The following is a 23,183-nucleotide window of genomic DNA, read 5'->3' on the forward strand; positions in this document are numbered from 1 at the left end:
GTGGCATTTCTCTATCAGAGTATTCCACTAATTTAATCTTTATACTATCCGGCTGTAAATTACTTTCTAAACTAGATAAAAACCCAATGACCATGAATGAAAAGCAAAAAAAAACGCCGAGTATAAATACTCGGCGTTTTCTATTATTTAACTTTCGCTTATTCAGCAGCTTGTTCAGCTGCTACTTCTGGACGATCAACAAGCTCAATGTATGCCATTGGAGCTTTATCACCAGTACGGAAGCCAGCTTTTAGGATACGAGTATAACCGCCTTGACGGGCAGCGAAACGTGGACCTAATTCATTAAATAATTTTGCTACCACTTCGTTATCACGAGTGCGAGCAAATGCTAGACGACGGTTAGCAACGCTGTCAGTCTTAGCTAGTGTAATCAAAGGCTCAACTACGCGGCGAAGCTCTTTTGCCTTAGGCAAAGTTGTCTTGATAACTTCATGACGAACTAGAGAGCTAGCCATGTTGCTAAACATCGCTTTACGATGGCTGCTGTTGCGGTTGAGTTGACGACCACTCTTACGATGGCGCATGACCTAATCCTTCTAACTAATATCAATTAATCTTCAGCAATCGACGCTGGTGGCCAGTTTTCTAGGCGCATACCTAGAGACAGACCGCGCGACGCTAGAACATCTTTAATCTCTGTTAAAGACTTCTTACCAAGGTTTGGCGTTTTAAGAAGCTCAACCTCAGTACGCTGTACAAGATCACCGATGTAGTGAATCGCTTCTGCTTTTAAGCAGTTAGCAGAGCGAACTGTTAGTTCAAGATCGTCTACAGGACGCAGTAGAATAGGATCGAACTCCGGCTTCTCTTCTTTCTCTTCTGGTACACGTACATCACGAAGATCTACGAACGCATCAAGTTGTTCAGCTAAAATTGTAGCTGCACGACGAATTGCTTCCTCAGGTTCCAAAGTACCATTCGTTTCCATATCGATGACAAGTTTGTCTAAATCGGTACGTTGTTCTACACGCGCTGCCTCTACTGCATAGGCGATTTTATCAACCGGGCTATAAGTAGCATCAACAAGTAGACGACCAATTGGACGCTCATCTTCTTCAGTATGGATACGAGCTGAAGACGGAACATAACCACGACCACGTTGTACTTTAATTCGCATAGCGATTTCAGCTTTGTCATCCGTTAGGTGACAAATAACGTGTTCTGGGTTAGCGATCTCTACATCACCATCATGGATGATGTCACCTGCAACAACAGGGCCCGAGCCTGATTTTTTTAGTGTAATAAACACTTCATCTTTGCCTTCGGCAACACTTACAGCAAGCCCTTTCAGGTTAAGAAGGATCTCTAGGATATCTTCTTGTACACCTTCTTTGGTACTGTACTCGTGTAGAACGCCTTCAATCTCAACTTCTGTTACAGCACAACCTGGCATAGAAGATAAAAGAATACGGCGAAGTGCATTACCTAAAGTGTGGCCAAAACCACGCTCTAAAGGCTCAAGAGTTACTTTTGCATGTGTCGTGCTGATCTGTTCGATGTCAACAAGACGTGGCTTAAGAAATTCTGTTACAGAACCCTGCATTGTGTCCTCTCTTTTGTTTAAACCTTACTTAGAGTAAAGTTCGACGATCAAGTGTTCGTTGATGTCAGCAGATAGATCAGAACGCTCTGGGATGCGTTTAAACACACCTTCCATCTTGCTAGCATCTACTTCAATCCAAGTTGGTTTTTCGCGTTGTTCAGCAACTTCTAGAGCAGCCTTAATACGTGATTGCTGTTTAGCTTTTTCACGGATAGAAACAACATCGTTAGCCTTAACTTTGAATGAAGGAACGTTAACTACTTTGCCGTTTACTAAGATAGCTTTATGGCTAACTAGTTGACGTGATTCAGCGCGAGTAGCACCAAAACCCATACGGTAAACAACATTATCTAAACGACCTTCAAGAAGTTGAAGCAGGTTTTCACCTGTATTGCCCTTAAGGCGTGCAGCTTCTTTGTAGTAGTTGCGGAATTGTTTTTCTAGTACGCCGAACATACGACGAACTTTTTGCTTCTCACGAAGCTGAACGCCAAACTCAGATAGACGACCGCGACGAGCGCCGTGTACACCTGGTGCGTTATCAATTTTACACTTGGTATCGATCGCGCGGACACCTGACTTAAGAAATAAGTCAGTACCTTCACGACGACTAAGCTTAAGCTTAGGGCCCAAATATCTTGCCATGATCTTTCTCCAATATTCCTAGAAACGAATTAAACGCGACGTTTCTTAGGTGGACGACAACCGTTATGAGGGATCGGAGTTGCATCAACAATGTTTGTAATGCGGTAACCCAATGCATTTAGAGCACGGATTGTAGACTCACGACCAGGACCTGGGCCCTTAACCATAACTTCCAAGTTCTTTAGGCCATATTCTTTGGCCATTTCACCTGCGCGTTCAGCTGCAACTTGTGCTGCGAACGGCGTAGATTTACGAGAACCACGGAAACCTGAACCACCAGCAGTTGCCCAAGAAAGAGCATTACCTTGACGGTCAGTGATGGTCACGATTGTGTTGTTAAAAGAAGCATGGATGTGCGCTACGCCATCTGCTACTTGCTTGCGAACGCGTTTACGCGTGCGTGTTGGTTGTTTTGCCATTGTACTCTCTACCTTATCCGATTATTTTTTGATCGGCTTGCGCGGACCTTTACGGGTGCGAGCGTTGGTTTTAGTACGCTGTCCACGTAGTGGTAGACTGCGACGATGACGAAGACCGCGGTAACAACCAAGGTCCATAAGACGCTTGATGTTCATCGATACTTCACGACGTAGATCACCTTCTACAGTGTATTTAGCTACACCATCACGCAGTTGATCAATCTGCTCTTCAGTTAGTTCACTGATCTTAACATCTTCAGCAATACCCATTTCAGCTAAAATAGCTTGAGAACGAGTTTTACCGATGCCGTAAATTGCAGTTAATGCAATTACCGCATGCTTTTGATCAGGAATGTTAATGCCTGCTATACGGGCCACTATTCACTCCATAGTACTTAAAGTACTTTTCTTAAAAGAATTATCCGCTGCAAAGCCCGTAGAGGATACGCAGCGGTTTACTACTTCTTTTGCACACAAAAGGTAGGCCGAGGAATATACTCGGCCTGCCCTCATATTTCAAGTAAAAATTTCTGCTAATTAGCCTTGGCGTTGCTTATGCTTTGGCTCACTGCAAATTACACGCACAACACCGTTGCGCTTGATAACTTTACAGTTACGACAGATTTTTTTAACGGAAGCACGAACTTTCATTGCTAAACTCCGTAAATGAAACCTAAAACTACGCTGCTAAATTAGCGTCCGTAGCCTTTAAGGTTTGCTTTTTTCAACACAGAATCATACTGCTGAGACATCAGATGAGTCTGTACCTGTGCCATAAAGTCCATGATAACAACCACTACAATAAGTAGTGATGTACCGCCGAAATAGAACTTAACGTTCCATGCGGACATCATAAACTGTGGGACTAGACAAATAAAGGTAATATATAAAGCACCAACCAGCGTTAAGCGAGTCATTACTTTGTCTATGTATCTTGCTGTCTGCTCACCTGGGCGGATGCCGGGTACGAATGCACCGGACTTCTTCAAATTATCTGCTGTTTCACGAGGGTTAAACACCATCGCTGTATAAAAGAAACAGAAGAAAATAATTGCTGTCGCATAAAGTATTATATACAACGGTTGACCAGGGCTTAGTGCCAAAGACACGTCCGTTAACCAACCAAATGTTTTACTCTCACCATTCTGGCCAAGCCATTGAGCTAGAGTACCTGGAAACAGGATAATACTTGAAGCAAAGATAGCAGGGATTACACCTGCCATGTTTATCTTCAATGGTAAATGCGTACTTTGTGCTGCAAACACTTTACGACCTTGTTGACGCTTCGCATAGTTAACGACAATACGACGTTGACCACGTTCCATGAAAACAACGAAATAAATAACAGCGAACGCAACCACAGCGATTAACAACAGAAGAAGCACGTTCAATTCACCTTGACGCGCTTGCTCAATTGTATGTCCGATTGCAGCTGGCAACCCAGCAACAATACCCGTGAAAATAATCAACGAGATACCGTTACCAATTCCGCGCTCAGTAATTTGTTCACCTAACCACATTAAAAACATGGTGCCAGTTACTAAACTGATGGTAGCAATGATTGTGAACATGGTTTGATCGATAACGACCAGATTTTGGACCATATTCGGCAGACCAGTTGCAATACCAATTGCTTGGAAAGTTGCTAGTACAAGCGTGCCATAGCGTGTGTATCGGCTTATCTTACGACGGCCTGCTTCACCCTCTTTCTTGAGTTCCGCTAACGCTGGATGAACTACAGTTAGCAATTGGACAACAATCGAGGCCGAAATATACGGCATGATGCCCAACGCTAATATAGATGCACGCGAAAGAGCACCACCAGAGAACATGTTAAACATTTCAATGATGGTACCTTTTTGCTGTTCGAACAAATCGGCAAGTACAGCCGCATCAATACCAGGAATCGGCACAAAAGAGCCAGCTCGGAATACCAAAAGCGCGAGGATTACGAATAATAAACGCGATTTTAATTCACCAGTACCCTGTTTAGCAGTACTGAAATCTTGTCCTGGTTTTTTAGCCATCTGTACCTATCCTTCGAAGATTAAGCTTCGATTTTACCGCCAGCAGCTTCGATAGCAGCTACAGCACCTTTAGTCACACGTAGACCTTTAACAGTTACTGGCTTGCTGATTTCACCAGAAAGAACAACTTTAACAAACTCGATGTTCTTAGTGATTACGTTAGCAGCTTTCAAGCTGTCAAGATCGATAACGTCAGCCGTTACTTTCGCTAGCTCAGCTAGACGAACTTCAGCAGTCACTAGGCTCTTGCGAGAAGTGAAACCAAATTTTGGTAGACGTTGTTTCAAAGGCATTTGACCACCTTCAAAACCTGGACGAACAGAGCCGCCAGAACGTGACTTTTGACCTTTGTGACCACGGCCACCAGTTTTACCTAGTCCAGAACCGATACCACGACCTAAACGCTTCTTAGAAGGTTTAGAACCCGCAGCCGGTGATAGAGTATTCAAACGCATTCTGATTACTCCTCAACTTTAACCATATATTGAACTTTAGTGATCATGCCGCGTACGCAAGCAGTATCTTCTAGTTCAACAGTATGGTTGATTCGACGAAGGCCTAAACCGCGCAAAGTAGCTTTGTGCTTTGGTAGACGGCCAATTGAGCTTTTAGTTTGAGTTACTTTAATAGTTGCCATGTGTTCTTACTCCGAAATAGATTCAACAGTTAGACCACGCTTAGCAGCAACCATTTCTGGTGACTTCATGCCGCTCAAACCATCGATCGTAGCACGAACGACGTTGATAGGGTTCGTTGAACCGTACGCTTTCGCAAGTACGTTATGAACGCCTACAACTTCAAGTACTGCACGCATTGCACCACCGGCAATGATACCTGTACCTTCAGAGGCTGGTTGCATGTAAACTTTAGAGCCTGTGTGGCGACCCTTCACTGAATGGTGAAGTGTGCCTTCGTTAAGAGCGATAGTAACCATGTTACGACGCGCTTTTTCCATTGCTTTTTGAATCGCAGCTGGTACTTCACGGGCTTTGCCGTAACCGAAACCAATGCGACCATTACCGTCACCAACTACTGTTAGTGCAGTAAAGCTAAAGATTCGACCACCTTTAACCGTTTTAGAAACACGGTTAACAGCGATTAGCTTTTCATTCAAATCTGAAGCTTGTTGTTCTTGTTTAGCCATCTTCCAACCCTACCTTAGAATTTCAGACCAGCTTCACGTGCAGAATCTGCAAGTGCCGCCACTCGACCGTGGTATTGGAAACCAGAACGATCGAAAGCCACATCTGAGATGCCTTTTTCGATAGCGCGCTCAGCAATAGCTTTACCTACAGCTTTAGCAGCGTCAACGTTACTAGTATTCTTAACTTGCTCACGGATCGCCTTTTCTACAGTAGAAGCAGAAGCGATAACCACAGAGCCGTTTGGTGCGATAACCTGAGCGTACACATGACGTGGAGTACGGTGTACTACTAGGCGATTTGCACCTAGCTCGGCAATCTTACGACGTGCGCGTGTAGCACGACGGATGCGAGATGCTTTCTTATCCATAGTGTTACCTTACTTCTTCTTAGCTTCTTTAGTACGCACATTTTCATCTGCGTAACGAACACCTTTGCCTTTATAAGGCTCCGGCTCACGGTAAGAACGAATGTCAGCTGCAACTTGACCAACGAGTTGTTTATCACAACCAGTTAAAATGATCTCAGTTTGGCTTGGACATTCAGCTTTAACACCTTCAGGTAGAGCATGCTCAACCGGGTGTGAGAAGCCTAAAGTTAGGCCAACTGCATTGCCTTTAATGGCAGCACGGTAACCTACACCTTTAAGAACTAGCTTCTTAGTAAAGCCTTCAGTAACACCAACAACCATGTTGTTAACAAGTGCACGAGCTGTACCAGCTTGAGCATTCGCTTTAAATACACCTTCTTTTGGTGTAAACGTTAGGTTGTTATCTTCCTGTGAAAGAACTACAGCGTCGTTTAGTACGCGAGTTAATTCACCTTTACCACCTTTTACAGTGATTTCTTGGCCGTTCAGTTTCACCTCTACGCCGGCAGGGATGGCAACTGGTGCTTTAGCAACACGAGACATATCCTACTCCTTACGCAACGTAACAGATGATTTCACCACCAAGACCTGCCTTACGAGCAGCACGGTCAGACATCAGACCCTTGGAAGTGGACACAACAGCAACACCCAAACCGCCCATCACAGTCGGTAACGTGTCTTTATTTTTATAGACGCGTAGACCAGGACGTGAAACACGTTGGATTTGCTCGATTACTGGTTTAGCTTGGAAGTACTTAAGTGTAACTTCTAGCACTGGTTTTACTTCGCTTTCAACAGCGAAGTCAGCGATGTAGCCTTCAGCTTTAAGTAAAGTAGCAATTGCAACTTTAAGCTTTGAAGAAGGCATTTTCACAGCAACTTTGTTTGCTGCCTGACCGTTACGAATGCGGGTCAGCATATCCGAAATCGGATCTTGCATGCTCATATGATTTACTCCAAATGATTAAGTGGCAATTACCAGCTAGCCTTACGAAGTCCAGGAATCTCGCCTTTCATGCAAGCTTCACGAACTTTGATACGGCTTAGACCGAATTTACGTAGGAAACCGTGTGGACGACCAGTTTGGTTGCAACGGTTGCGCTGACGCGATGCACTTGAATCACGTGGAAGAGCCTGCAGTTTAAGAACTGCATTCCAACGATCTTCTTCAGATGCGTTAACATCACTGATAGTTGCTTTTAGCGCAGAACGCTTTTCAGCGTATTGTGCTACAAGCTTTGCACGTTTAGTTTCACGTGCTTTCATTGATTGTTTAGCCATAACAGTAACCCTTCACCTTATTTGCGGAATGGGAAGTTAAAGGCAGCCAGCAGAGCTCGGCCTTCCTCATCAGAGTTTGCAGACGTCGTGATAGTAATATCAAGACCGCGAACACGATCGACTTTATCGTAGTCGATTTCCGGGAAGATGATTTGCTCGCGAACGCCCATGCTGTAGTTACCGCGTCCGTCAAAAGACTTAGCGCTAACACCACGGAAATCACGTACTCGTGGAAGAGCGATAGAAATCAAACGCTCCAAGAAATCCCACATACGCTCGCCACGCAAGGTTACTTTACAACCAATTGGGTAGCCTTCACGAATTTTGAAACCAGCGACTGATTTGCGCGCTTTAGTGATAAGAGGCTTTTGACCAGAAATGGTCGCCATATCACTTGCTGCATTCTCAAGCAGTTTCTTATCGTTGATAGCTTCACCAACGCCCATGTTTAGGGTGATTTTCTCAATCCTAGGGACTTGCATGACGCTTGTGTAGCTGAACTCTTTGGTCAGTTCAGCGACTACAGACGACTTGTAGTAATCATGCAGTTTCGCCATAGTAGAACTCCAAATTACTTAATTAATTCACCGTTTGATTTGAAGAAACGCACTTTTTTGCCTTCTTCCAAACGGAAACCGATACGATCCGCTTTACCAGTAGATGCATTGAAGATTGCAACGTTAGAAGCATCAATAGCTGCTTCTTGTTCAACGATGCCACCTTGTTGACCTAGAGCCGGTTGAGGCTTTTGGTGTTTCTTAACAAGGTTGATACCTTCAACGAAAACTTTACCAGTTTCGAGAACCTTAGATACTTTACCGCGCTTGCCTTTATCTTTCCCAGCAAGAACGATTACTTCGTCATTACGACGGATTTTAGCTGCCATTTTATTGCCGCTCCTTACAGAACTTCAGGTGCTAGTGATACAATCTTCATGAATTTCGCATTACGAAGTTCACGAGTCACAGGACCAAAGATACGTGTACCGACTGGTTGCTCAGTATTGTCATTCAACAATACACAAGCATTACGGTCGAAGCGAATGACAGAACCGTCTGGACGACGAACGCCTTTACGGGTGCGCACCACTACCGCTTTCAGGACATCACCTTTTTTAACTTTACCGCGAGGAATTGCTTCCTTAACAGTAACTTTAATGATATCTCCGATATGTGCATAACGGCGGTGAGAGCCACCCAGAACCTTAATACACATTACTCTGCGAGCGCCGGAGTTATCCGCTGCGTCGAGTGTACTTTGCATTTGGATCATGTTAGTGCTCCGCTAAATATTAAAACTAGACCCATCACGGGTCGGGCTGCCTCTTTTACAAGGGCTGCGAATTGTACCACCGTTTCTTTTAGAAAGGTAGTCAAAAAATAAACGGCTCCAAAAAAACCTTTGGAGCCGCTTTAAAATCCTAAAAAATAAGGGAAAATTAAATTTTCGCTTTTTCTAGAACTTTAACCAATGTCCAAGATTTAGTCTTAGACAGAGGGCGACACTCACAGATTTCAACTTTGTCGCCTTGGCCACATTCGTTGTTTTCATCGTGTGCATGTACTTTTGTCGTACGTTTGATGAACTTCCCATAAATTGGGTGTTTAACAAAACGTTCGATAGCAACAACAATAGACTTATCCATCTTGTTGCTAATTACACGACCTTGAGTCGTACGAGTAGTTTCGCTCATTATGCGCCTGCCTTACTAGTCAAAACAGTCTTAACACGTGCGATATCACGGCGTACAGCTTTCAGAGTATGAGTTTGCTGTAGTTGACCAGTCGCAGCTTGCATGCGCAAGTTGAACTGTTCACGTAGCAAATTCAATAACTCAGCGTTAAGCTCTTCAACGCTTTTTTCGCGTAGGTCTTGTGCTTTCATCACATCACCTGCTTAGTTACAAAAGTTGTTTTTATAGGCAGTTTACGTGCCGCTAGGCGGAACGCTTCACGTGCCAACTCTTCAGGTACACCACCCATCTCGTACATCACTTTACCAGGCTGGATTTGGGCAACCCAATATTCTACATTACCCTTACCTTTACCTTGACGAACTTCAAGAGGTTTTTCTGTGATAGGTTTGTCTGGAAAAATACGAATCCAGATTTGACCTTGACGCTTAACGTGACGCGTCATTGCACGACGAGCCGCTTCGATCTGACGAGCAGTGATACGACCACGGCCTACAGCTTTTAAGCCGTATTCGCCGAAACTCACATCAGTACCTTTCGCTAGACCGCGGTTACGACCAGTCATAACCTTACGGAATTTAGTACGTTTAGGTTGTAGCATCAGTCGACTCCTTACTTACGGCTTTGACGTGGCTTCTTCTTAGGCTTGTCAGCCTTTGGCTCTACCGCATTAGCATCTGGCATTCCACCAAGGATTTCTCCTTTGAAGATCCAAACTTTAACGCCGATCACACCGTATTGGGTGTGAGCCGAAGAAGTTGCGTAGTCAATATCAGCACGTAGAGTATGTAGTGGCACACGGCCTTCACGGTACCATTCAGTACGCGCGATTTCAGCACCGCCAAGACGGCCGCTTACTTCTACTTTAATACCCTTCGCACCTAGACGCATTGCGTTTTGCACGGCACGCTTCATAGCGCGACGGAACATAACACGACGTTCTAGTTGAGACGAAATGCTATCAGCCACTAATTGACCATCTAGCTCAGGCTTACGTACTTCTGCAATGTTAATTTGCGCCGGTACACCTGCGATTTTAGCTACAGCTGCGCGTAGCTTCTCAACGTCTTCACCTTTTTTACCGATAACAACACCAGGGCGAGCTGTATGAATAGTCACACGGATGCTCTTCGCTGGACGTTCAATAACGATGCGAGATAAAGATGCTTTAGACAATTCTTTCGTTAAGAATTGACGTACCTTGAAGTCGCCGTCTAGGTTGTCAGCGAATTCGTTGGTATTAGCAAACCATGTAGAATTCCAAGGCTTAACAATGCCAAGACGAATACCATTTGGATGTACTTTCTGACCCATTTGCTTACTCTCCTAGTCTTTTAGCGATCTGCTACAACAATAGTGATGTGGCTTGAACGCTTCAAGATACGATCCGCACGGCCTTTAGCACGAGGCATAATACGCTTCATGATAGGACCTTCATCTACGAAGATTTTAGCGACTGATAGATCGTCGATATCTGCACCTTCGTTGTGTTCCGCATTTGCAATCGCAGAATCAAGAACTTTTTTAATTAGTTCAGCAGCTTTTTTGTTGCTGAATGTCAATATTTCAAGAGCTTGATCTACTGATTTACCACGGATTTGATCTGCAACTAAGCGAGCTTTCTGAGGAGAAATGCGAGCAAAGTTATGTTTAGCAATAGCTTCCATTATTTACTCCTTATTTCTTCTTAGCTTTCTTATCTGCAGCATGGCCGCGATAGGTACGAGTTGGTGCAAATTCGCCCAATTTGTGACCGATCATTTCATCGGTTACGAATACTGGAACGTGTTGACGACCATTATGGACAGCGATGGTCAAACCAATCATTGATGGAATGATCATTGAACGACGGGACCAAGTCTTAATAGGCTTTTTGTCTCCGCTTTCCACCGCTTTCTCTACCTTCTTCAGCAAGTGTAGGTCAATAAATGGACCTTTCTTGAGAGAACGTGGCATGGCGATTCCTCTTTATAGATTATTTGTTACGACGACGTACAATGTACTTGTCAGTGCGTTTGTTCTTACGGGTTTTGAAGCCTTTAGTTGGCATACCCCATGGAGAAACTGGATGACGACCACCAGATGTACGGCCTTCACCACCACCGTGTGGGTGGTCTACTGGGTTCATTACCACACCGCGAACGGTAGGACGAACACCGCGCCAGCGGTTAGCACCAGCTTTACCAAGTTCACGCAACATGTGCTCTGCATTACCTACTTCGCCGATAGTTGCACGACCTTCAGATAATACTTTACGCATCTCACCAGAACGTAAGCGTAGAGTCACATATGAACCATCGCGAGCGACAAGTTGTGCATATGCGCCAGCTGAACGAGCCAGCTGTGCACCTTTACCAGGCTTAAGTTCAATACAGTGAATAGTCGAACCTACTGGGATGTTACGCATCGGCAGGGTGTTACCTGCTTTGATAGGCGCATCAACACCAGATTGGATCGCATCACCAGCTTGAATGCCTTTAGGTGCAATGATGTAACGACGTTCACCGTCTGCATACAATACTAAAGCAATGTTTGCACTACGGTTTGGATCGTATTCAAGACGTTCAACTTTCGCTGGAATACCGTCTTTAGTACGTTTAAAGTCAATTACACGGTAGTGTTGCTTGTGACCACCACCAATGTGACGAACAGTAATACGACCGTTATTGTTACGACCACCATTTTTAGAGTTTTTCTCTAAAAGCGGTGCGTAAGGCTTACCTTTGTGAAGGTCAGCATTAACTACTTTAACAACGTGGCGACGACCAGGGGAAGTCGGCTTACACTTAACAATAGCCATTTTTAACTACTCCTGTTACTCAGCACCGCCAACGAAGTCAAGGTCTTGACCTTCCTTCAAGGTAACGTAAGCTTTTTTCACGTCTGAACGACGGCCTTCACGCATACCTTGACGCTTGGTCTTACCCTTAAGAACTAGGGTATTTACAGACTTAACTTCAACTTCAAATAGCTTCTCTACAGCTGCTTTGATCTCTTTTTTAGTTGCGTTAATAGCAACTTTGAAAACGATTGTGTTTGCTTTTTCAGCAGCCATTGTCGCTTTTTCAGAGATATGTGGAGCACGTAGAACTTTTAGTAGACGCTCTTCACTGATCATGCCAGCATCTCCTCAACTTGCTTCACTGCGTCAGCAGTAATTAGAACCTTGTCAAATGCGATTAGACTTACTGGATCAATACCAGCAACATCACGTGCATCAACTTTGTAAAGGTTACGAGCAGCTAAGAATAGATTCTCGTCTACTTCGCTAGTTACGATTAAAACATCGTTTAGCTCAAGATCTTTAAGCTTAGCAACTAGGTCTTTAGTTTTTGGCGCTTCAACTGAGAAGTTATCAACAACGATTAAACGCTCTTGACGAACTAATTCAGAAAGAATGCTTTTCATAGCACCACGGTACATTTTTTTGTTTACTTTTTGGCTGTGATCCTGTGGTTTCGCAGCAAAAGTAACACCACCTGTACGCCAGATTGGGCTACGGATTGTACCAGCACGCGCGCGGCCAGTACCTTTTTGACGCCATGGTTTAGCGCCGCCACCAGATACTTCAGAACGAGTCTTTTGAGCACGTGTACCTTGACGAGCACCTGCTGCATATGCAACAACTACTTGATGTACAAGAGCTTCGTTAAACTCACGTCCGAAAGTAGTCTCGGAAACAGTTAGTGCATCAGCACCTTTAACCATCAATTCCATTACTTACTCCTAGACGTTATGCTTTAACAGCTGGTTTTACGATAACGTTACCGCCGATAGCACCAGGGACTGCACCTTTAATAAGAAGCAGATTGCGCTCAGCGTCAACACGTACGATCTCTAGGTTTTGAGTCGTTACACGCTCAGCACCCATGTGACCAGCCATTTTTTTGCCTTTAAACACGCGACCTGGAGTTTGACATTGGCCAATTGAACCCGGTGCACGGTGAGACAAAGAGTTACCGTGAGTCATATCTTGAGTACGGAAGTTCCAACGCTTAACAGCGCCTTGGAAACCCTTACCTTTAGATGTACCAGTAACGTCTACTTTTTTGATTTCATTGAACAGTTCTACGTTCAGCTCAGCGCCAACTTCAAACTCTTCACCGTTTTCTAAACGGAATTCCCAAAGACCGCGACCTGCTTCAACACCTGCTTTCGCAAAGTGACCAGCTTCAGGCTTAGATACACGGTTGGCTTTCTTAGCGCCTGCAGTTACTTGGATTGCAGCATAACCATCAGTTTCAAGTGTACGCACTTGAGAAACACGGTTCGCTTCAACCTCAACAACTGTTACAGGGATAGAAACGCCTTCTTCGGTAAATACGCGGGTCATACCCACTTTACGACCGACTAGACCAATCATTATCTCTTCTCCCTTAACCTAGGCTGATTTGAACATCAACGCCAGCAGCAAGATCTAAACGCATCAAAGCATCAACAGTTTTATCTGTTGGTTCAACGATGTCGATCAAACGCTTGTGAGTACGAATTTCGTACTGATCACGTGCGTCTTTGTTGACGTGAGGAGAGACAAGAACAGTGAAACGCTCTTTACGAGTAGGAAGTGGAATAGGACCACGAACCTGTGCGCCGGTGCGCTTTGCTGTTTCAACGATTTCCGCAGTAGACTGATCGATTAGACGATAATCGAAAGCCTTTAGGCGGATACGAATACGTTGGTTCTGCATGAGACAGAGCTCCAATTAATTAATTACACAAACAATATCGCCACTCAACTGCGTAAGTTCGCAGGAATGTCGATTGATTTATGTGAAACCGTAGTGCCCTTATTGGGTACATTGTCAGTTAAAATTGATCAGCAACTATGAATAGATAACTAATTTTATTAACTGCGAACATAAGCTGAGTATACATTATGGTTAAATCACCGAATAATCTCTATAGATTAAGAGTGTTAACGCGAATCCTCGCTGCTCATTGGTTCACAACTGGCTTAACCAGTGCGGTGCATTATACAGATCACAAAAAGGGATGCAAGCATTGGATGGAAATTAATCTAAGGTGTTAGATTCTTTATGCCAGATAGACAAAAGGGAAGCCGAAGCTTCCCTTTTTTCATACTATTAATACGGTATTATTAAGCGATAACTTTCGCAACAACACCAGCACCAACTGTACGGCCGCCTTCACGGATTGCGAAACGTAGACCTTCGTCCATCGCGATTGGCGCGATTAGCGTTACGATCATTTGTACGTTATCGCCAGGCATTACCATTTCAACGCCTTCTGGCAATTGAATGTCACCAGTTACGTCCGTTGTACGGAAGTAAAACTGTGGACGGTAACCTTTGAAGAATGGAGTGTGACGTCCGCCTTCATCTTTTGAAAGAACATAAACTTCTGATTCAAAAGTTGTGTGTGGGTTGATTGAACCTTTAGCAGCCAATACTTGACCACGTTCAACGTCATCACGCTTAGTACCACGTAGAAGTGCACCAACGTTCTCACCTGCACGACCTTCGTCAAGCAGTTTACGGAACATTTCAACACCAGTACAAGTAGTAAGAGTTGTATCTTTGATACCAACGATTTCTACTTCGTCACCTACGCGTAAGATACCGCGCTCGATACGACCTGTTACAACAGTACCACGACCTTGAATTGAGAATACATCTTCAATTGGTAGTAGGAATGGTTGATCTACTGCACGCTCTGGCTCTGGGATGTAGTTGTCTAGTGCTTCTGCAAGCTCAACAATTTTCGCTTCCCATTGCTCTTCACCATTTAGTGCGCCAAGAGCTGAACCTTGGATTACTGGTAAATCATCACCTGGGTAATCGTATTCGCAAAGAAGTTCACGAACTTCCATTTCTACTAGCTCTAGAAGCTCTTCATCATCAACCATGTCACATTTGTTCATGAATACGATGATGTAAGGAATACCAACCTGACGACCAAGTAGGATGTGCTCACGAGTTTGTGGCATTGGACCATCAGTTGCAGCAACAACTAGGATACCACCGTCCATTTGAGCAGCACCAGTGATCATGTTTTTAACATAATCGGCGTGTCCTGGGCAGTCTACGTGTGCGTAGTGACGCGCTGGAGTATCGTACTCAACGTGAGAAGTTGCGATTGTGATACCACGCTCGCGCTCTTCTGGAGCGTTATCGATAGATGCGAAGTCTTTAGCAACACCACCGTACACTTTTGCAAGTGTAGTACAGATAGCAGCAGTAAGAGTTGTTTTACCGTGGTCAACGTGGCCGATAGTACCAACGTTTACGTGCGGTTTCGTACGTTCAAATTTTTCTTTAGACACAATCGTGTTCCTTCCTAGTTATGATTCGCTTTGACAAAGTTTGTGTCAAAACGCGCCAGAATTTGCTATTTTATGCGTCAACTTTCATCAACGCAATAGATTCATTATTTAATAAGGCGATCAGTGATTAAACTCATCGCCAAATCAACCTTAACCGCGTTCTGCAATGATTGCTTTTGCAACATTGTTAGGCACTTCAGCGTACTCACTAAACTCCATGGAGTAAGAAGCACGACCTTGTGTCGCAGAACGTAAATCAGTTGCGTAACCGAACATGACGGACAACGGAACTTGTGCACGAATTATCTTCAGGCCAGCTGTCCCCTCGTCCATACCTTCAATGATGCCTCGACGACGGTTAAGATCGCCAACGACGTCACCCATCCAGTCTTCTGGAGTAGTTACTTCAACTTTCATCATAGGCTCAAGCAGAACAGGTTGCGCTTCAAGTGCACCCGTTTTGAAAGCCATCGAGGCGGCGATTGTAAACGCCATCTCACTTGAATCTGTTTCATGGTAAGAGCCATCAAATAATGTAACTTTGACATCCAAAACAGGATAGCCAGCAAGTACACCATTATTCATCTGCTCTTCAACGCCTTTCGCGATTGAAGTGACGAACTCTTTCGGCACAATACCATTGGCAATTTCATTTACAAAGACAAAGCCTTCGCCTACTTCTGATGGTTCAAGTTTCAGCCATACATGACCGTATTGACCCTTACCACCGTACTCACGGATAAATTTACCTTCCGCTTTCGCCGTACCACGAATTGTTTCACGGTAAGCTACTTGTGGGTTACCAACGTTGCAATTCACGTTAAACTCACGCTTCATACGGTCAACGATGATATCTAAGTGTAGTTCGCCCATACCTGAAATCAGGATCTGCCCAGTTTCCGCATCCATATCAACACGGAATGATGGGTCTTCTGCCGCTAGTTTACTGAGAGCGATAGTCATCTTATCTTGATCAGCTTGAGAGCTTGGCTCTACAACGATCTGAATAACTGGATCTGGAAACTCCATGCGTTCAAGAACAATTTTATGGTTCTGGTCACACAGTGTTTCACCTGTAGTCACATCTTTAAGACCAATAATGGCTGCAATATCACCAGCTCGCACTTCTTTCACTTCTTCACGCTTATTTGAGTGCATTTGAACAATGCGACCTAAGCGTTCACGTTGTTTCTTCACAGAGTTGTAAGCCGTTTTACCGCTTTCAACAACCCCTGAGTAAACACGGATAAAAGTTAAAGTACCCACAAATGGGTCAGTTGCAACCTTAAATGCTAACGCTGAGAACGGTTCTTTATCATCGGCGTGGCGCTCTACTTCATTTTCATCTTCATCGATACCTTTAATTGCAGGAACATCAATTGGGGAAGGAAGGAAGTCAACCACTGCATCTAAAACAGCTTGTACACCTTTATTTTTAAATGCACTGCCGCAAGTCGCTAATACGATTTCATTATTAAGGGTACGAGTACGAAGACCTTGTTTGATTTCAGCTTCTGTCAGTTCACCTTCTTCAAGATACTTATCCATTAGCTCTTCATTGGCTTCCGCTGCCGCTTCAACAAGTTCTGTACGATATTCTTCGGCCATTTCTTGCATATCTGCTGGAATATCTTCGTACGTGAAAGTCATGCCTTGGTCAGCAGCATTCCAGTTGATTGCTTTCATCTTAATAAGATCAACAACGCCTTGGAAGTTTTCTTCCGCACCAATATTCAATTGAATGGGAACAGGCGTTGCGCCTAGACGATCTTTGATCTGTTCAACCACGCGCAAGAAGTCTGCGCCAGTACGATCCATTTTATTCACGAACACCAAACGAGGTACGTGATATTTATCCGCTTGACGCCAAACTGTTTCTGACTGAGGTTCAACACCAGATGAGCCGCAGAACACAACAACCGCACCATCAAGTACACGTAGAGAACGCTCTACTTCGATGGTAAAGTCAACGTGTCCAGGAGTGTCGATAATATTGATACGGTGATCTGCAAACTGAGCTTCCATACCACGCCAAAACGTCGTAGTGGCGGCTGAAGTAATTGTAATGCCGCGCTCTTGTTCTTGCTCCATCCAGTCCATGGTTGCTGCACCATCGTGAACTTCACCGATTTTGTGAGAAAGTCCGGTATAGAACAAAATACGTTCGCTTGTGGTTGTCTTACCTGCATCTACGTGAGCAACAATACCGATATTACGGTAGTGCTCTATAGGAGTTTTACGAGCCACGATTGAATCCTTTTATTAGAGACTTAGGGACTATTGCTATATCTAGTCTATCGGTTAAAAGCACTGCTTTACTAATATTTGCTTGCAATAGATATAGCAATAGTTCCTAGCATAAGCATAGGAACTAAAGAAGTACTGCAAGGAACCTTGCAGTACTAAAAAGACATTACCAGCGGTAATGTGCGAACGCTTTGTTCGCGTCTGCCATGCGGTGAACGTCTTCACGTTTCTTAACAGCAGTACCTTTGTTTTCTGACGCATCTAGCATTTCAGCAGCTAGGCGCATTGCCATAGATTTTTCACCACGCTTACGCGCAGCTTCAACCAACCAACGCATAGCAAGAGCGTTACGGCGAACCGGACGAACTTCTACTGGTACTTGGTAAGTTGAACCACCCACACGGCGAGATTTAACTTCTACCGCTGGACGAACATTTTCAAGAGCTTCTTCGAATACAGCTAAGTGATCTTTACCAGATTTCTCAGCCATAGAATCAAGTGCAGTGTAAACAATTTTTTCAGCAGTTGATTTCTTACCATCAACCATAAGGATGTTTACAAATTTTGCCAGCAATTCAGATTTGAACTTAGGATCTGGAAGGATCTTACGCTGGCCTATTACGCGACGACGTGGCATGGATGTTTCTCCGTTGTCTTCTTCAGGTTATCCAAAACTTTTCAGTTTTTTCAACAAAATATATTATTTAGTGTTTGGCCTTACTTAACGCTTACTTTTTTCAAAGTGAACATTAAGACTTAGGACGTTTAACACCATACTTAGAACGACTTTGTTTACGGTCGTTTACGCCAGCACAGTCTAATGCGCCGCGAACGGTGTGATAACGCACACCTGGTAAATCTTTAACACGACCACCACGGATAAGAACAACACTGTGCTCTTGAAGGTTATGACCTTCACCGCCGATGTATGAAGTAACTTCAAAGCCGTTAGTTAGACGAACACGACATACTTTACGTAATGCTGAGTTCGGTTTTTTTGGAGTAGTAGTATATACGCGAGTACATACACCACGTTTTTGTGGACACGCTTCTAGCGCAGGCACGTTGCTTTTAACAACTTGCTTTACACGTGGCTTGCGTACCAACTGGTTAATAGTTGCCATTAAATAGCTCCTGATTTACGAAAATAAGCTTGTGAAAAATCTAACCCTACCTACTCACTGCATTTACACAAGAGAGAAATAGGGACGCAAAATTTTATTCATCAAGGGGGAGTGTGTCAAGAAATATACAATCAAGAGTGATACTTTTTTCTATAATGCACAAATAAATAGACTCAACATGGTGATTCATTCCCAAGTTATTATTTGTTGATGGTTTTCACTAAGAAAAACAAATCCATTAAAATCAATAACCTTACCTGTCAATACAAGTTGAAAACTCAGCCCTCTTGCTTGAATATCCGACTCTAACGCATAGCAATGATCAAGATGATCTTTTAATACACCGATGAGCACTTTTTGACTAATTAGCCCATAAACGGCATCTTCTACTAAGATAAATTGATCATCTGGATGGCTAAATTGGATGGAAGCTTCAATCGCATCGATGGATTTAATTATGTGAAGCATAAAAATCGGCCCTTTAATCGCATCAAAATGTCAGAATTTTTTGACAATTATGAAGGCGATGATTGATTTCTTCAAAAGACAACACTTCAACATCAATAATGAATCTATCGGAGCATAAATTAAATTCCAATAGTGATGTTCTGCAGGCATAAATCTTTTCAATGTCGTACAATTCAAGCAACTTAAAAGCTGAAATATAATCGCGTGATAATATTTGTTTTGGGGCTTGTTCCTTAACCAATTGAGTAACACCGTTGCCAAGAAAGAAAACTTCAATGTCTTCACAGTATGCAGACGCCGCCAATAATGCATCTAGCCCCTCTCGGCCCTTTGTATTTGAATGAGGAAATGATCGAAAAACAAAACCTAATCGCATTAGAACTGTACCACTCTATCTTGTATCAGCATAGCTTCCGCTAACCCACCTAGGCCTGCTAATTCAAATCCCTCAGCAGTATTGCTCGTGGGTAATTGATGAACCTTAGCTTCATGTGAATCGACGATTCCTCGACGCAATGAGGCCGCCACACAGGATTCTAGTCTCACATTGTGATCTTTTGATAAACGCTGCCATGCTTGGGGTAAATTGAATTCATCATTAGCAGGTAACACTAGACTAGAGGCATTGTGAACCCCATCTTGATAGAAAAAAACACTGACTAATCTATGCCCTCTTTCAAGTAAAGAACAAGCAAAAAGATAGGCGTTTCTCGCCGATTGGCTGCCATAAACCGAACCATTCACCACCAAAGTATAAGTCAGAATTTTTTCAGGTTCCGTTAAGCATTGACTCACTTTTCACCATCCTCAACTTTACGTTGGCGAATATAGAGATAAACCGTATGTTTGGAGATATTTAAACGATCGGCGACCCGGTTAATCGCGTCTTTAATATCAAAAATACCTTTGTCATACAGATCCATTACAATTTGACGATTTTTGGTATTATTCGATACCGATTTATCCGCATTAATGTCTTCAATCGTTCTTTCTACTGTTTGATCCACCAGCTCTTCAACATCACTAGCAAAGTTGACCGATGATGCAGCTTCTTCGGCTTCGGCTGTTGGCATAAAAGCATGCAAGACTTGCGAAAAAGGCGCATCTAAATTGATATTAATGCACAACAATCCAATAACACGTTGCTCACCATTACGAATGGCAATGGTGATTGACTTCATCAATACCCCGCCTTTCGCTCGAGTAAAATACGATCGCGAGAAATTACGTTGTGATCCTTCGATATCTTTCAACATTTTTAATGCTAAATCGGTAATGGGTGAACCCACTTGACGGCCAGTATTTTCACCATTAGCAATTTTAATCGCCGATGTATTGAGATCTTCTAAAGAATGCAAAACAATCTCACAATAATTACCGATTAGGCTGGCTAAGCCATCTACTACGGCCTCGTAAGAATGTAAGATAATTTTATCGTGATCAGAAAAAGGTCTAACATAGACAGACTCCATCTCCAACAATGCTTCAGAATGCATAATTTCAGAACTATTCACATACACCTCTGGATATAATTACGGCTAGTAATCAGATAGTACTTCAACAAATGAATGTAAGTTTATCAGAAAATTTGAGTTAGAGATTGCCGTAACTTCAATATAATGGTTAAGGATAAGTTTTGTAATGTATTTACAATCGCAGATACAAGAAGGCTCATCGATTGATGAGCCTTCTTTATTTTTAGCTAATTTATCACTAAATATTTATTTCGCAGCAGCAGGTGCTTGTTCAGTTTTAACTGACATCAGTTCGATTTCAAAGACTAACGTAGAGTTAGCCGGAATCGTTGGAGTATCTTGCTCACCGTATGCTAGCTCGGGCGGAATAACCACTTGGTATTTAGAGCCAACTTTCATTAACTGAACGGCTTCCGTCCAACCAGGGATAACGCGGTTAAGTGGAAATGTAGCTGGTTCTTTTCGATCATAAGAACTATCAAATTTAGTTCCATCAACCAACGTACCTTCGTAATTTACAACAACGGTATCCGTCGCTTTTGGTGTCGCACCAGTACCTTCTTTTTCAACTTTGTAAAGAATACCTGATTTGGTTTCTTTTACGCCGTCTTCTTTTGCAAATTTAGCGCGAAATTCATCGCCGACCTTTTTGCTCGCAGCTGATTTTTCAGCCGCTTGAGACTGCATTTTTTCAGACACACGTTTGTCTAACTCTTGAAGCACTTTATGAGTCTCTTCTTCGCTCATGCCAGACTTACCAGCAAACACATCTTCAATACCTTTTAAAACGATGGTTTTATCAAGGTTAATACCAATTTCAGCTGGCTTTTCAATGCTTGTGTTTAAGTAATTAGCAAAAGATGCGCCGATTGCATAAGCTGCTTTCTCATCATCCGTTTGGTACTGATTCGTTGCAGAAGCTGCAGATTGAGCTTGCTCTGTTGGCGCTGTTGTTTTTGCATCTTTCGATTCTTCTTTTTGACAGCCTACAGCTAATAGTACAGTTGCCGCTAGCAGCGATACTTTAAAAATCGGTTTCATTAAATTCTCCAGCATGATGGCGAACCATCGTTATGATTTATAAAAATGATTGAAGCAATATACTAGCGCCTTTAGCTCTAGTTGAGAGACTATTTGTACTGGTTGCTACAAAAAATAACCAGCAGTAAATATAATCCCCTCGTATATCAATTACAGCGTTATACCTTACTTATAAAACAATTATTTAGTAGGAAATCACATATTATTGATGTTGTCATACTATTGCGTTGTCGTATCGACTCTTTGTTAAGAGAGTGTTTTTTTTTAGCAAAGTTCACTCTATTTCATAAAAATGAACTCTTTATTGCGCTTTATTACCTATATTCTTGTACTTTATCGCATTCATTTTACTTATTCATTGATGAAAGTAGAGATCTACAGTCTTTGAATATTCAGGTATAATTTTTAGCACTCAGGGTATCATCCATTCTTTAACTATAAAAAGTGATCTTCATGACTTCAGACAATCTTGAACTTCAGCAACGCATTAATGATCTTGAATGTCAGGTCGCCTTCCAAGAACAAACCATTAGTGAATTAAATGATGCACTAAGCCAGCAACAACTTCTGATCACTAGAATGCAAGATCAAATGAAGTTTGTCGTCGGTAAAGTCAAAAACTTAGACGCTTCTAACTTGGCGGATCCATCGGAAGAAACACCACCACCGCATTATTAATCGTAATACTTGTTATTCAATGAAACTTGTCATTCAACTAAAAACGCCAACCTGAGTGGGCTGGCGTTTTCATATTCTTAAGAATTAATGACAGCCACAACCGCCATTTCCGTCACAACCTTCTTTTTTCTCTTCATGGCCGTGGTCATGATCGCAGCAATCGCCATCATGATCATGTCCGTGATGACCACCAGCCTGATGTACATGGCCATGAGCAATTTCTTCTTCTGTTGCTTCACGAACAGCAACCACTTCTACATCAAATGTTAAGGTTTGACCCGCAAGCATATGATTACCATCAACCACGACTTCATCACCATCGACTTCAGTGATTTCAACAGGGATTTGACCTTGATCTGTATCAGCTAAAAAGCGCATACCCACTTCAATTTGCTCAACACCATGGAAAACATCCGCAGGTACACGTTGAACAAGATCATCACTGTGCTCGCCATACGCATCTTCTGGAGCAATCGTTGCTGTGAATTTATCACCTGCAGCTTTACCTAGTAGTTCATTTTCCAAACCTGTAATCAGGTTATTGTGGCCATGCAAGTAATCAAGTGGCGCTTCAACTGTTGACTGATCAACCACAACACCGTCTTCTACTTTCACTTGGTAAGCCAAGCTAACTACAACGTTCTTTTCAATTTTCATATTCGCTCCAAATTCAGATTAAGCGTTGAGAATGTGTGAGCACTTAATCTCTATGTGCAAGATAATGGG

The 23,183-nt window shown here is 43.1% G+C and carries 39 protein-coding genes; 1 reads left to right on the plus strand and 38 read right to left on the minus strand.

The window, feature by feature from the left end:
* Window positions 1-158: 158 nt before the first annotated feature.
* From rplQ to fkpA, 37 genes are all read right to left on the minus strand, one after another.
* A complete protein-coding gene (gene rplQ / locus VCASEI_RS11565) occupies window positions 159-545 on the minus strand; it encodes a 50S ribosomal protein L17 (protein WP_086962086.1) in 387 nt (128 codons plus the stop codon).
* A 26-nt stretch (window positions 546-571) separates the two neighbouring features.
* On the minus strand, window positions 572-1,564 hold the full coding sequence (locus VCASEI_RS11570; RefSeq protein ID WP_017026372.1) for a DNA-directed RNA polymerase subunit alpha: 993 nt from the start codon (window positions 1,562-1,564) through the stop codon (window positions 572-574).
* A 24-nt stretch (window positions 1,565-1,588) separates the two neighbouring features.
* Entirely contained in the window at window positions 1,589-2,209 is a 621-nt protein-coding gene (gene rpsD / locus VCASEI_RS11575) for a 30S ribosomal protein S4 (RefSeq protein WP_086962088.1), read from the minus strand.
* A 29-nt stretch (window positions 2,210-2,238) separates the two neighbouring features.
* A complete protein-coding gene (rpsK, locus tag VCASEI_RS11580; protein ID WP_027697910.1) occupies window positions 2,239-2,628 on the minus strand; it encodes a 30S ribosomal protein S11 in 390 nt (129 codons plus the stop codon).
* A gap of 21 nt (window positions 2,629-2,649) precedes the next feature.
* Complete coding sequence (gene rpsM, locus VCASEI_RS11585; RefSeq protein WP_086962090.1) at window positions 2,650-3,006, minus strand: 30S ribosomal protein S13; 357 nt, start codon at window positions 3,004-3,006, stop codon at window positions 2,650-2,652.
* A 159-nt stretch (window positions 3,007-3,165) separates the two neighbouring features.
* A complete protein-coding gene (gene rpmJ / locus VCASEI_RS11590; protein ID WP_000868186.1) occupies window positions 3,166-3,279 on the minus strand; it encodes a 50S ribosomal protein L36 in 114 nt (37 codons plus the stop codon).
* A 41-nt stretch (window positions 3,280-3,320) separates the two neighbouring features.
* Window positions 3,321-4,655 (minus strand): preprotein translocase subunit SecY, encoded by a 1,335-nt coding sequence (gene secY / locus VCASEI_RS11595; protein WP_086962092.1) that lies wholly within the window; start codon window positions 4,653-4,655, stop codon window positions 3,321-3,323.
* Window positions 4,656-4,675: 20 nt separating this feature from the next.
* A complete protein-coding gene (gene rplO / locus VCASEI_RS11600) occupies window positions 4,676-5,110 on the minus strand; it encodes a 50S ribosomal protein L15 (RefSeq protein ID WP_027697913.1) in 435 nt (144 codons plus the stop codon).
* 5 nt (window positions 5,111-5,115) lie between these two features.
* A complete protein-coding gene (gene rpmD, locus VCASEI_RS11605) occupies window positions 5,116-5,292 on the minus strand; it encodes a 50S ribosomal protein L30 (RefSeq protein WP_086962094.1) in 177 nt (58 codons plus the stop codon).
* Between the two features lie 6 nt (window positions 5,293-5,298).
* Window positions 5,299-5,799 carry a 30S ribosomal protein S5 gene (gene rpsE, locus VCASEI_RS11610; protein ID WP_086962096.1) on the minus strand — a complete coding sequence of 167 codons (501 nt, stop codon included), beginning with the start codon at window positions 5,797-5,799 and terminating at the stop codon, window positions 5,299-5,301.
* 14 nt (window positions 5,800-5,813) lie between these two features.
* On the minus strand, window positions 5,814-6,167 hold the full coding sequence (rplR, locus tag VCASEI_RS11615; RefSeq protein WP_086962098.1) for a 50S ribosomal protein L18: 354 nt from the start codon (window positions 6,165-6,167) through the stop codon (window positions 5,814-5,816).
* Window positions 6,168-6,176: 9 nt separating this feature from the next.
* Window positions 6,177-6,710, minus strand: a complete 534-nt coding sequence (rplF, locus tag VCASEI_RS11620) for a 50S ribosomal protein L6 (protein ID WP_086962099.1) — start codon at window positions 6,708-6,710, stop codon at window positions 6,177-6,179.
* 10 nt (window positions 6,711-6,720) lie between these two features.
* Window positions 6,721-7,113, minus strand: coding sequence for a 30S ribosomal protein S8 (rpsH, locus tag VCASEI_RS11625; RefSeq protein ID WP_086962101.1), 393 nt, complete (start codon window positions 7,111-7,113; stop codon window positions 6,721-6,723).
* A gap of 29 nt (window positions 7,114-7,142) precedes the next feature.
* Window positions 7,143-7,448 (minus strand): 30S ribosomal protein S14, encoded by a 306-nt coding sequence (gene rpsN / locus VCASEI_RS11630; RefSeq protein ID WP_086962103.1) that lies wholly within the window; start codon window positions 7,446-7,448, stop codon window positions 7,143-7,145.
* A gap of 17 nt (window positions 7,449-7,465) precedes the next feature.
* Window positions 7,466-8,005, minus strand: a complete 540-nt coding sequence (rplE, locus tag VCASEI_RS11635) for a 50S ribosomal protein L5 (protein WP_017026383.1) — start codon at window positions 8,003-8,005, stop codon at window positions 7,466-7,468.
* Between the two features lie 14 nt (window positions 8,006-8,019).
* On the minus strand, window positions 8,020-8,334 hold the full coding sequence (gene rplX, locus VCASEI_RS11640; RefSeq protein ID WP_086962105.1) for a 50S ribosomal protein L24: 315 nt from the start codon (window positions 8,332-8,334) through the stop codon (window positions 8,020-8,022).
* Window positions 8,335-8,348: 14 nt separating this feature from the next.
* Window positions 8,349-8,720: a 50S ribosomal protein L14 gene (gene rplN / locus VCASEI_RS11645; protein ID WP_017026385.1), complete on the minus strand. Its 372-nt coding sequence runs from the start codon at window positions 8,718-8,720 to the stop codon at window positions 8,349-8,351.
* Between the two features lie 166 nt (window positions 8,721-8,886).
* A complete protein-coding gene (rpsQ, locus tag VCASEI_RS11650) occupies window positions 8,887-9,141 on the minus strand; it encodes a 30S ribosomal protein S17 (RefSeq protein WP_017026386.1) in 255 nt (84 codons plus the stop codon).
* The gene (rpmC, locus tag VCASEI_RS11655) at window positions 9,141-9,332 is read right to left on the minus strand and encodes a 50S ribosomal protein L29 (protein ID WP_017026387.1); all 192 of its coding nucleotides are present in this window, start codon (window positions 9,330-9,332) and stop codon (window positions 9,141-9,143) included. The genes rpsQ and rpmC overlap by 1 nt, the downstream gene beginning before the upstream one ends.
* Window positions 9,332-9,742, minus strand: a complete 411-nt coding sequence (rplP, locus tag VCASEI_RS11660) for a 50S ribosomal protein L16 (protein WP_017026388.1) — start codon at window positions 9,740-9,742, stop codon at window positions 9,332-9,334. Before rplP ends, rpmC begins: the two co-directional genes overlap by 1 nt.
* A gap of 11 nt (window positions 9,743-9,753) precedes the next feature.
* On the minus strand, window positions 9,754-10,455 hold the full coding sequence (rpsC, locus tag VCASEI_RS11665) for a 30S ribosomal protein S3 (protein WP_086962107.1): 702 nt from the start codon (window positions 10,453-10,455) through the stop codon (window positions 9,754-9,756).
* A 20-nt stretch (window positions 10,456-10,475) separates the two neighbouring features.
* A complete protein-coding gene (gene rplV, locus VCASEI_RS11670; protein WP_086962109.1) occupies window positions 10,476-10,808 on the minus strand; it encodes a 50S ribosomal protein L22 in 333 nt (110 codons plus the stop codon).
* 10 nt (window positions 10,809-10,818) lie between these two features.
* Window positions 10,819-11,097, minus strand: coding sequence for a 30S ribosomal protein S19 (rpsS, locus tag VCASEI_RS11675; RefSeq protein ID WP_004398469.1), 279 nt, complete (start codon window positions 11,095-11,097; stop codon window positions 10,819-10,821).
* A gap of 19 nt (window positions 11,098-11,116) precedes the next feature.
* On the minus strand, window positions 11,117-11,941 hold the full coding sequence (gene rplB, locus VCASEI_RS11680; RefSeq protein ID WP_086962111.1) for a 50S ribosomal protein L2: 825 nt from the start codon (window positions 11,939-11,941) through the stop codon (window positions 11,117-11,119).
* Between the two features lie 15 nt (window positions 11,942-11,956).
* On the minus strand, window positions 11,957-12,259 hold the full coding sequence (gene rplW / locus VCASEI_RS11685) for a 50S ribosomal protein L23 (RefSeq protein ID WP_017026392.1): 303 nt from the start codon (window positions 12,257-12,259) through the stop codon (window positions 11,957-11,959).
* Complete coding sequence (gene rplD, locus VCASEI_RS11690) at window positions 12,256-12,858, minus strand: 50S ribosomal protein L4 (protein WP_086962113.1); 603 nt, start codon at window positions 12,856-12,858, stop codon at window positions 12,256-12,258. The genes rplW and rplD overlap by 4 nt, the downstream gene beginning before the upstream one ends.
* Window positions 12,859-12,874: 16 nt before the next feature.
* Window positions 12,875-13,504: a 50S ribosomal protein L3 gene (gene rplC / locus VCASEI_RS11695; protein ID WP_027697927.1), complete on the minus strand. Its 630-nt coding sequence runs from the start codon at window positions 13,502-13,504 to the stop codon at window positions 12,875-12,877.
* Between the two features lie 13 nt (window positions 13,505-13,517).
* Window positions 13,518-13,829: a 30S ribosomal protein S10 gene (gene rpsJ / locus VCASEI_RS11700; RefSeq protein ID WP_017026395.1), complete on the minus strand. Its 312-nt coding sequence runs from the start codon at window positions 13,827-13,829 to the stop codon at window positions 13,518-13,520.
* 410 nt (window positions 13,830-14,239) lie between these two features.
* Window positions 14,240-15,424: an elongation factor Tu gene (tuf, locus tag VCASEI_RS11705; protein ID WP_110957749.1), complete on the minus strand. Its 1,185-nt coding sequence runs from the start codon at window positions 15,422-15,424 to the stop codon at window positions 14,240-14,242.
* 150 nt (window positions 15,425-15,574) lie between these two features.
* Entirely contained in the window at window positions 15,575-17,671 is a 2,097-nt protein-coding gene (fusA, locus tag VCASEI_RS11710; RefSeq protein WP_089110434.1) for an elongation factor G, read from the minus strand.
* Between the two features lie 166 nt (window positions 17,672-17,837).
* Window positions 17,838-18,308: a 30S ribosomal protein S7 gene (rpsG, locus tag VCASEI_RS11715; RefSeq protein ID WP_086960354.1), complete on the minus strand. Its 471-nt coding sequence runs from the start codon at window positions 18,306-18,308 to the stop codon at window positions 17,838-17,840.
* A 112-nt stretch (window positions 18,309-18,420) separates the two neighbouring features.
* Window positions 18,421-18,795 carry a 30S ribosomal protein S12 gene (gene rpsL / locus VCASEI_RS11720; RefSeq protein WP_086960355.1) on the minus strand — a complete coding sequence of 125 codons (375 nt, stop codon included), beginning with the start codon at window positions 18,793-18,795 and terminating at the stop codon, window positions 18,421-18,423.
* A gap of 186 nt (window positions 18,796-18,981) precedes the next feature.
* Window positions 18,982-19,263: a sulfurtransferase complex subunit TusB gene (gene tusB, locus VCASEI_RS11725; RefSeq protein WP_086960356.1), complete on the minus strand. Its 282-nt coding sequence runs from the start codon at window positions 19,261-19,263 to the stop codon at window positions 18,982-18,984.
* 22 nt (window positions 19,264-19,285) lie between these two features.
* Complete coding sequence (tusC, locus tag VCASEI_RS11730) at window positions 19,286-19,639, minus strand: sulfurtransferase complex subunit TusC (RefSeq protein WP_086960357.1); 354 nt, start codon at window positions 19,637-19,639, stop codon at window positions 19,286-19,288.
* Window positions 19,639-20,025 (minus strand): sulfurtransferase complex subunit TusD, encoded by a 387-nt coding sequence (gene tusD, locus VCASEI_RS11735; RefSeq protein ID WP_086960475.1) that lies wholly within the window; start codon window positions 20,023-20,025, stop codon window positions 19,639-19,641. The genes tusC and tusD overlap by 1 nt, the downstream gene beginning before the upstream one ends.
* 29 nt (window positions 20,026-20,054) lie before the next feature.
* Window positions 20,055-20,759, minus strand: coding sequence for a helix-turn-helix transcriptional regulator (locus VCASEI_RS11740; protein WP_226983331.1), 705 nt, complete (start codon window positions 20,757-20,759; stop codon window positions 20,055-20,057).
* Window positions 20,760-20,984: 225 nt separating this feature from the next.
* Window positions 20,985-21,779, minus strand: coding sequence for an FKBP-type peptidyl-prolyl cis-trans isomerase (gene fkpA / locus VCASEI_RS11745; RefSeq protein ID WP_086960359.1), 795 nt, complete (start codon window positions 21,777-21,779; stop codon window positions 20,985-20,987).
* A gap of 453 nt (window positions 21,780-22,232) precedes the next feature.
* Here fkpA and VCASEI_RS11750 point away from each other — a divergent pair, with 453 nt between their 5' ends.
* Window positions 22,233-22,457, plus strand: a complete 225-nt coding sequence (locus tag VCASEI_RS11750; RefSeq protein ID WP_086960360.1) for a SlyX family protein — start codon at window positions 22,233-22,235, stop codon at window positions 22,455-22,457.
* An 84-nt stretch (window positions 22,458-22,541) separates the two neighbouring features.
* On the opposite strand, the gene slyD is transcribed toward VCASEI_RS11750, so the two are convergent.
* Window positions 22,542-23,114, minus strand: a complete 573-nt coding sequence (gene slyD, locus VCASEI_RS11755) for a peptidylprolyl isomerase (protein WP_086960361.1) — start codon at window positions 23,112-23,114, stop codon at window positions 22,542-22,544.
* Between the last annotated feature and the right edge of the window lie 69 nt (window positions 23,115-23,183).

It is taken from the genome of Vibrio casei (genome assembly GCF_002218025.2).
GTDB lineage: Bacteria > Pseudomonadota > Gammaproteobacteria > Enterobacterales > Vibrionaceae > Vibrio > Vibrio casei.

What these genes read in the sequence shown, in the direction of transcription:
- rpsL (WP_086960355.1), bottom strand. Translation starts at nt 18,795, where the DNA reads ATGGCAACTATTAACCAGTTGGTACGCAAGCCACGTGTAAAGCAAGTT.
- rpsD (WP_086962088.1), bottom strand. Translation starts at nt 2,209, where the DNA reads ATGGCAAGATATTTGGGCCCTAAGCTTAAGCTTAGTCGTCGTGAAGGT.
- rplX (WP_086962105.1), bottom strand. Translation starts at nt 8,334, where the DNA reads ATGGCAGCTAAAATCCGTCGTAATGACGAAGTAATCGTTCTTGCTGGG.
- rplB (WP_086962111.1), bottom strand. Translation starts at nt 11,941, where the DNA reads ATGGCTATTGTTAAGTGTAAGCCGACTTCCCCTGGTCGTCGCCACGTT.
- rplV (WP_086962109.1), bottom strand. Translation starts at nt 10,808, where the DNA reads ATGGAAGCTATTGCTAAACATAACTTTGCTCGCATTTCTCCTCAGAAA.
- rpsG (WP_086960354.1), bottom strand. Translation starts at nt 18,308, where the DNA reads ATGCCACGTCGTCGCGTAATAGGCCAGCGTAAGATCCTTCCAGATCCT.
- rplR (WP_086962098.1), bottom strand. Translation starts at nt 6,167, where the DNA reads ATGGATAAGAAAGCATCTCGCATCCGTCGTGCTACACGCGCACGTCGT.
- rpsK (WP_027697910.1), bottom strand. Translation starts at nt 2,628, where the DNA reads ATGGCAAAACAACCAACACGCACGCGTAAACGCGTTCGCAAGCAAGTA.
- rpsJ (WP_017026395.1), bottom strand. Translation starts at nt 13,829, where the DNA reads ATGCAGAACCAACGTATTCGTATCCGCCTAAAGGCTTTCGATTATCGT.
- rplP (WP_017026388.1), bottom strand. Translation starts at nt 9,742, where the DNA reads ATGCTACAACCTAAACGTACTAAATTCCGTAAGGTTATGACTGGTCGT.
- rplN (WP_017026385.1), bottom strand. Translation starts at nt 8,720, where the DNA reads ATGATCCAAATGCAAAGTACACTCGACGCAGCGGATAACTCCGGCGCT.
- slyD (WP_086960361.1), bottom strand. Translation starts at nt 23,114, where the DNA reads ATGAAAATTGAAAAGAACGTTGTAGTTAGCTTGGCTTACCAAGTGAAA.
- rplC (WP_027697927.1), bottom strand. Translation starts at nt 13,504, where the DNA reads ATGATTGGTCTAGTCGGTCGTAAAGTGGGTATGACCCGCGTATTTACC.
- rplQ (WP_086962086.1), bottom strand. Translation starts at nt 545, where the DNA reads ATGCGCCATCGTAAGAGTGGTCGTCAACTCAACCGCAACAGCAGCCAT.
- rplW (WP_017026392.1), bottom strand. Translation starts at nt 12,259, where the DNA reads ATGATCAGTGAAGAGCGTCTACTAAAAGTTCTACGTGCTCCACATATC.
- rplD (WP_086962113.1), bottom strand. Translation starts at nt 12,858, where the DNA reads ATGGAATTGATGGTTAAAGGTGCTGATGCACTAACTGTTTCCGAGACT.
- tusC (WP_086960357.1), bottom strand. Translation starts at nt 19,639, where the DNA reads ATGCGATTAGGTTTTGTTTTTCGATCATTTCCTCATTCAAATACAAAG.
- rpmD (WP_086962094.1), bottom strand. Translation starts at nt 5,292, where the DNA reads ATGGCAACTATTAAAGTAACTCAAACTAAAAGCTCAATTGGCCGTCTA.
- rplE (WP_017026383.1), bottom strand. Translation starts at nt 8,005, where the DNA reads ATGGCGAAACTGCATGATTACTACAAGTCGTCTGTAGTCGCTGAACTG.
- tusB (WP_086960356.1), bottom strand. Translation starts at nt 19,263, where the DNA reads ATGCTTCACATAATTAAATCCATCGATGCGATTGAAGCTTCCATCCAA.
- rplF (WP_086962099.1), bottom strand. Translation starts at nt 6,710, where the DNA reads ATGTCTCGTGTTGCTAAAGCACCAGTTGCCATCCCTGCCGGCGTAGAG.
- rpsE (WP_086962096.1), bottom strand. Translation starts at nt 5,799, where the DNA reads ATGGCTAAACAAGAACAACAAGCTTCAGATTTGAATGAAAAGCTAATC.
- rpmC (WP_017026387.1), bottom strand. Translation starts at nt 9,332, where the DNA reads ATGAAAGCACAAGACCTACGCGAAAAAAGCGTTGAAGAGCTTAACGCT.
- rplO (WP_027697913.1), bottom strand. Translation starts at nt 5,110, where the DNA reads ATGCGTTTGAATACTCTATCACCGGCTGCGGGTTCTAAACCTTCTAAG.
- rpsQ (WP_017026386.1), bottom strand. Translation starts at nt 9,141, where the DNA reads ATGAGCGAAACTACTCGTACGACTCAAGGTCGTGTAATTAGCAACAAG.
- VCASEI_RS11750 (WP_086960360.1), top strand. Translation starts at nt 22,233, where the DNA reads ATGACTTCAGACAATCTTGAACTTCAGCAACGCATTAATGATCTTGAA.
- VCASEI_RS11570 (WP_017026372.1), bottom strand. Translation starts at nt 1,564, where the DNA reads ATGCAGGGTTCTGTAACAGAATTTCTTAAGCCACGTCTTGTTGACATC.
- rpsN (WP_086962103.1), bottom strand. Translation starts at nt 7,448, where the DNA reads ATGGCTAAACAATCAATGAAAGCACGTGAAACTAAACGTGCAAAGCTT.
- rpsH (WP_086962101.1), bottom strand. Translation starts at nt 7,113, where the DNA reads ATGAGCATGCAAGATCCGATTTCGGATATGCTGACCCGCATTCGTAAC.
- secY (WP_086962092.1), bottom strand. Translation starts at nt 4,655, where the DNA reads ATGGCTAAAAAACCAGGACAAGATTTCAGTACTGCTAAACAGGGTACT.
- fkpA (WP_086960359.1), bottom strand. Translation starts at nt 21,779, where the DNA reads ATGAAACCGATTTTTAAAGTATCGCTGCTAGCGGCAACTGTACTATTA.
- rpmJ (WP_000868186.1), bottom strand. Translation starts at nt 3,279, where the DNA reads ATGAAAGTTCGTGCTTCCGTTAAAAAAATCTGTCGTAACTGTAAAGTT.
- rpsS (WP_004398469.1), bottom strand. Translation starts at nt 11,097, where the DNA reads ATGCCACGTTCTCTCAAGAAAGGTCCATTTATTGACCTACACTTGCTG.
- rpsC (WP_086962107.1), bottom strand. Translation starts at nt 10,455, where the DNA reads ATGGGTCAGAAAGTACATCCAAATGGTATTCGTCTTGGCATTGTTAAG.
- VCASEI_RS11740 (WP_226983331.1), bottom strand. Translation starts at nt 20,759, where the DNA reads ATGCATTCTGAAGCATTGTTGGAGATGGAGTCTGTCTATGTTAGACCT.